This window comes from Vibrio sp. M260118, from assembly GCF_036533755.1.
Lineage (GTDB): Bacteria > Pseudomonadota > Gammaproteobacteria > Enterobacterales > Vibrionaceae > Vibrio.
The window spans coordinates 1-5,239 of sequence record NZ_JATABG010000256.1; the positions used below are offsets into that span (position 1 = coordinate 1).

The following is a 5,239-nucleotide window of genomic DNA, read 5'->3' on the forward strand; positions in this document are numbered from 1 at the left end:
TGGGTGCTCGATGTACTCGAGAAAGAATCTTCTCAGCCAATTGCTATTCTTCCACCGCAATCAGAACCACAACTACCAAACCACACCTACCCAAATTTTTACGACTCTGGTTGGATACCGGCTCACTATCAACGTTGCCAATCTGAAACCCATTGGACATACCATATTAAATTCAACGTAAGGCCAAGAGGCGGTAAGTTCTCCGCCACCTTTGAATTGGGTATCGGTGGGAAAGGGCAAGCGCAACCAAATTTCTCATCAAGCGGCTCGCAGTTCGTGGACAGTAACTTCTATTTGGAATATCGAGATTTGAACGAGCTGTGGGAGTACATCGCTAAAGTGTTAGCCAAGTATGGGGCAAGATGTCCGTTTTAATGTGATTTTTGTTATTGTTTTTAATGCAACTGTATGTAATTAAAGAAAAAGAATTTCCAGTTATCCACAACATAATTAAGGTGGGTTGAAACGACGGTTATCCACAGCCGTCGTTTTTTTTCGTCTATTGACAGCTGATCTGCTTTTCGCAACTATAAATACACCCTCCTTTCTCATCTCTCCACATTCATATTTTTTAATTAAGCACCAATCCGTCTAACTCATTTGTCATTGGCGTTTTTGAACACTCAATTTAGTCATTGTCATTTAAGAATTATTTTTTGGAAAAAGTGGCCGCTCAAAAGGTTGACACGAAAATAGTTCTGGTAGGTTGGTGACAGTTACCAAGGCTCAGCCCAGTAACCACGGGCGATTTTGGAAATTTTATCAGTCTAGTTATGCTGAAAGTACATCAATGAAGTAGGAGAAGAAGATGAACTCACTTAACCCTAAGACAACCTATCAGTATATGGTTGAACTACGAGAGCAAGAATTGGCAAAAGCACGTACGTTAGAAGAGAAGTTTCAAGTGCTCGTTCACTTTTGCACAGTGCAAGATACTCTGTACGAGCGAGATTGGCAGTCACTCAATACTGCGGCTTAGTACTTTAACCAGTTGTGTAATCGACTTTTTTACAGGTACAGGCAGTCTTTTAAGGTGTTCTAGCAGTTCGCGGTCTTGGATAGGGCGCAGGTCAATAGTACCTCGCGCCATATCCAGCAAGTTAATGCCGTAATGTTCGCATAGTCGTTCAATCTGCTCTGCGTTAATCACGGCCCGATGTTGCTCGAGTCGTTGCACTGTTCGATAGGGAATCCCTGTCTGCTTTGAAACGTCTTTCTGTGTTTCGCCTCGTGCGATCCTTAACTGGGTAAAGTATTGGTTAATCGAATAGGTATTGTTGCTTAGTTTTGGCATTTCTATCCCTTAGCACGCCAAATTTGGCGTATTGGATGGATGAAAAGCCAGCCATGGTTAGCAGTTAAATAAATGCTAAATAATTCAAATAATTAGAGTTGTTTTAGTTTTAGACTGCGCAGTGAAATCTATTGCACTTTCTAAGTGTAGTTGAACACATAAAAAGTAATTAAATTTGTACAGGTAAAACTACTGTATTAATATACAGTAAATCGTCAGTTGGGAGGCTAAATGTCTGAACTACATAACAATGCGGAGGCGTTTGTTTTATGCGCTTTGGCTGAGGATACAAGCGGGAACCACGAAGAAAACCAAGACATTGGCATGTTCTTAATTTCGTTGATTCTTGCCCACAAAAAAGGACAGCTAAAAGCTGTCCCTGTTAATGGGTCTGAATGCGAGAATGAATTGGTTAAAACAAAGCTAACTGCTGCTTTAAGTGGTCACGGTGATCAGGCTTTAGCACCTTGATTAAGCAGTTAGCCAGTTCACTGGTATCTTTCGATGACGGGCTTAGTGTGTGACTAAAATACAAAGACATAACAAACTGATGTTCACATGCTGGGTTCTTACACTCACAATACAAATCTGCACAGTCGTTCGATAGGCGGTTGGTTTTATTAATCACCGCCCGTTCGCCACAACCGCAAGTAATGCGACTACCAAATAAAGACGGCTTACTAGTCGCACCTATTCCGAAATGAAGCTTTGACTGTTTGAGTGAGTGGCGATAGCCGATAGAACTCACAAAGGTATGCCCACATTCTGGGTTAGAACAGGAACAAGATAAATCTGCGCAATTGGCATCTTTAGCGATGCTTCTACTTACAATCGCGCGTTCACCACATTTGCAATAAACTCGCATACATTGACCTAACTTAACTGACTGACAGCATAATATTACGTCAATGGCTGTGTTTTTGTACAGGTTTATGCGGCTTCTCCTGTATTCACATCAAACTTTAGGTGTAGGCTTGCCATGCCTTTGATTTCTGGGTCGTTGTTCACCTCATCCATAATTAGGTGACATACGGGGATGATCTCGTCTTTGTCATACTCACGACCGACCTTTTCTGGGTCAGGGAAGTTTGAACCAGGTTGCGGCATCATTCCCCCTTTACCTGCAGGGAATCGGTGACCTACAAGGATGTCTTGAGCTGTGATGTTCTTAATTCGCTCGAATTCATCCTTTGTGGCTATGTCGCCAACGGGTATCAACTGAATGCCTTTTTCATGACCATTGGGAATATTCACAAACATGCTGCGGAAGTTGCCAACACCTTTTGAACTGGCGATCTTCTCTTTCAACATCTTTTCATCATCATCACTTAGGTTCGGGTCAGTGGCATAGAAGATAAAGCCCATGTGAGCACCGTTCTTGAAGTATCGACGTCTGAACAATGTGGCGTCTTGGTTCAACATGCTGCTTTGAATGCTGCCCAGATAGTCAGGCAACCCATAAACCTGCTGTTGTGGGTCGTATTGGCTCAAGAAAATGACATCATCTGGATTATAGGTGCGTTGTTTGTTGCCACGCTCCAAAATGACAATTTTCCCATTCTTGCGTTTACGAAGGTACATAGCTGGCAATGGATGAAAGCGGACTACTCGACCAAAGTGATCTCGAATCTTCAATAATGCACCATGACCAAATTGGAAGTAATCACGGCAAAAAGCCAGCATTTGCTTTCGACGGATGGCACCTTGCTGAAAACGAGCGGTGACATAATTGCCACGGGCAACTAATAGCGAACCATGGTAGGCGTTTGCCCTTGCTATATCGGCTAGCCCTTCGGGGGAGATTGGCGGTTCCCAATAATCGTCAGTGTCGTTGTAAAACAAGTCTGTGTAGTTTGTCATCCAACTATTTGAATCGATGGATTCAGGTGCGCCAAGGTCTACGCCATACACCGATGATGATTGACTTTCTTGTTGTGTTACAAGGTGTGTTGTTTTCTCTGTCATTATGCTGCCATTGCGTAGGTAGATTTGCGTTTTGTTGAGTGATCGATAGGTTCGTTAATCAATGCGTGTGAGAGTGCCCAGAAATCATCGGCATGACCAACCAACTCGCTTCGATCGGCTTTAAACGTTAATGCGTTACCACTATTCGTCGGTACTCGTTTTATCGCCATGAATGACATTGCGGTTTCTTTGAGTGTTTCGTCGAATTGAAGTCGATTGCTGTCAATGACATCAATCATTTTCATGACTAGTCGGTTTTTACTGTCGTTCGAATAGTGAATGGGAACCACTTCACGTGGGAATTTGTTTTGGAGCAGGTCGTAAACACCTGCACCGATACCGGTGACGTCGATACCAAGGTAACTAACGTTAAAGCGTTCGAATACTTTGGCGATCTCACTGGCCTGATGCTGAAAACTCAAACCACGCCAACTCAGTTTCTTTAACACTCGGAACTTTTCGCCAGCGACAATCGGTGGAGCGACCACCATTAGCACAGCGTTATCACGAGTTCGAGAAGGGTCGTAACCTAACCAAACCTCTCTATTGCCAAACGGTTGAGGGTCGTCAGGGTTGTAGTCTCGCCATATTCCAGAGTCGACCATACATTTCTGAATTTTGTTAAATTCAAAAATGGAGCTAGCACCGTCAACAAAAATACACATGAACAGGTTGTTGAACTCTGCATCACTGTATTCATCGCGGAGATCTTCGAGGTCTACCAGATCAAAGCCACTGGCGACAGCATCTTCAATTGTGATGACATAACGCCATTGCTTGTCAGGGCATAATCGACCACCGTCTCTAAACTCATCGAATGTTGGGAATTCGATGTTTTTACGAGAGTCTTTGCCTTCCTTCCATGCGTCACCTGTCCAGAATGTATAGGCTGGATGGGTTTTACTTGATGGAGTAGAAAAGTATGTTCTGCGCCAGTGCTTATGAGTAGCGATGGCAGACGAAACTTTTTTTACTTCTTCAAACCGGCTAATCCAGAAATATTCATCTGTGTATAAATGGCCGCTGTATGACTGTGCGGTTTTACCATTGGTAGAAAGAAACCTAAGAGTTGCGCCATTAGAGAGCACAATAGGGTTGCCAGATAGTTCAAGGTCGAAAAACTCTTTAGCAATACGAATGATGTATGTGCGGAATACTTCGGCTTGAGCTCGTGAAGCTGAAAGGAATATTTGATCATCACCATTGATGACCGCATCTTCAAAGGCTTCGCCAGAAAAGTAATAGGTCGCGCCAATTTGTCGAGATTTTAAAATGTTGCGAATGCGCTGATGCAAGTTTTCGCGCATGACTTTTTGAAAGGCATAAAGTGAATTGTGCCATGGAGCAAAGTCATCACCTGTCAGGTGGTCGACGTTGTTTTTCTTCTTGCGTCCACGTGATTTTTTACCCTCGCCTTTATTATTGCCGCTGTTCTCATTTCGACCTTGGGGCTCTGGTTGGTTTAAGCGTTTTTCAGCTTTGGCTTTAGCGTCAGCATTTGCCCTGAGTAGTTTAACGTGATGTTCGATAAGACGGTCCATCTCCTTGAGCTGCTGGTCGCTCTTTTCGTCTTTATCAATCAACACCGCTAAACGGCGGTTAATCATCTCTTCAACAGATAAATCGTTAACGAGTAAATCCCAGCCGAATTTCTCCGCCCAGGTATAAACAATGCGTGAACTGTTTAAGCTTAGTTCCGCTGCTATTTCTTTAGGAAGTACGCCACGGATATACATCCTTTTGGCGGCTTCTCTTATTTCATCTGAATATGCCATAAGCGCATCATACGCCCCGAAAACTCGCAAATGACTAAGCAAAATTCGGATGAATTCGGATATGGGCTAAATCCGAATTTCTAGGAATTGAAGTGGCTGAAACGACTTATTCAAAGGCGTATTGTTTGGCTCAAATAGATTGTTAAAAGCACTTTGCATACAGATTAGCGAGTCAAATTCATGCCTAAAACCAGTGATTGGATCA

At 43.2% G+C, this 5,239-nt stretch carries 6 protein-coding genes and 1 pseudogene; 3 read left to right on the top strand and 4 right to left on the bottom strand.

What is annotated here, in order from left to right; genetic code table 11:
• Together QTO00_RS14270 and QTO00_RS14275 are read left to right on the top strand one after the other, a co-directional pair.
• Nucleotides 1-375 (top strand): annotated as a pseudogene (locus QTO00_RS14270) (Rha family transcriptional regulator); the annotation flags it as partial.
• Between the two features lie 433 nt (nt 376-808).
• Nucleotides 809-979 carry a hypothetical protein gene (locus tag QTO00_RS14275; RefSeq protein ID WP_331425395.1) on the top strand — a complete coding sequence of 57 codons (171 nt, stop codon included), beginning with the start codon at nt 809-811 and terminating at the stop codon, nt 977-979.
• Here the strand turns inward: QTO00_RS14275 and QTO00_RS14280 are convergent.
• On the bottom strand, nt 959-1,294 hold the full coding sequence (locus QTO00_RS14280; RefSeq protein WP_331425396.1) for a helix-turn-helix domain-containing protein: 336 nt from the start codon (nt 1,292-1,294) through the stop codon (nt 959-961). The genes QTO00_RS14275 and QTO00_RS14280 overlap by 21 nt on opposite strands.
• A 231-nt stretch (nt 1,295-1,525) precedes the next feature.
• On the opposite strand from QTO00_RS14280, the gene QTO00_RS14285 reads away from it, so the two are divergent.
• Nucleotides 1,526-1,765, top strand: coding sequence for a hypothetical protein (locus tag QTO00_RS14285; protein WP_331425398.1), 240 nt, complete (start codon nt 1,526-1,528; stop codon nt 1,763-1,765).
• Here QTO00_RS14285 and QTO00_RS21005 read toward each other — a convergent pair.
• The 3 genes from QTO00_RS21005 to QTO00_RS14305 all read right to left on the bottom strand — a co-directional run bounded on the left by QTO00_RS21005 (nt 1,707) and on the right by QTO00_RS14305 (nt 5,034).
• Nucleotides 1,707-2,159, bottom strand: a complete 453-nt coding sequence (locus QTO00_RS21005; protein WP_076653621.1) for an ogr/Delta-like zinc finger family protein — start codon at nt 2,157-2,159, stop codon at nt 1,707-1,709. The genes QTO00_RS14285 and QTO00_RS21005 overlap by 59 nt on opposite strands.
• A 65-nt stretch (nt 2,160-2,224) precedes the next feature.
• Entirely contained in the window at nt 2,225-3,259 is a 1,035-nt protein-coding gene (locus tag QTO00_RS14300; protein WP_076621548.1) for a phage portal protein, read from the bottom strand.
• Nucleotides 3,259-5,034 carry a terminase large subunit domain-containing protein gene (locus tag QTO00_RS14305; RefSeq protein ID WP_331425397.1) on the bottom strand — a complete coding sequence of 592 codons (1,776 nt, stop codon included), beginning with the start codon at nt 5,032-5,034 and terminating at the stop codon, nt 3,259-3,261. Before QTO00_RS14305 ends, QTO00_RS14300 begins: the two co-directional genes overlap by 1 nt.
• Nucleotides 5,035-5,239 lie beyond the last annotated feature (205 nt).

Excerpts from the sequence above, each read along its gene's own strand:
- QTO00_RS14275 (WP_331425395.1), top strand. The coding sequence starts at position 809 with ATGAACTCACTTAACCCTAAGACAACCTATCAGTATATGGTTGAACTA.
- QTO00_RS14280 (WP_331425396.1), bottom strand. The coding sequence starts at position 1,294 with ATGCCAAAACTAAGCAACAATACCTATTCGATTAACCAATACTTTACC.
- QTO00_RS14285 (WP_331425398.1), top strand. The coding sequence starts at position 1,526 with ATGTCTGAACTACATAACAATGCGGAGGCGTTTGTTTTATGCGCTTTG.
- QTO00_RS21005 (WP_076653621.1), bottom strand. The coding sequence starts at position 2,159 with ATGCGAGTTTATTGCAAATGTGGTGAACGCGCGATTGTAAGTAGAAGC.
- QTO00_RS14300 (WP_076621548.1), bottom strand. The coding sequence starts at position 3,259 with ATGACAGAGAAAACAACACACCTTGTAACACAACAAGAAAGTCAATCA.
- QTO00_RS14305 (WP_331425397.1), bottom strand. The coding sequence starts at position 5,034 with ATGGCATATTCAGATGAAATAAGAGAAGCCGCCAAAAGGATGTATATC.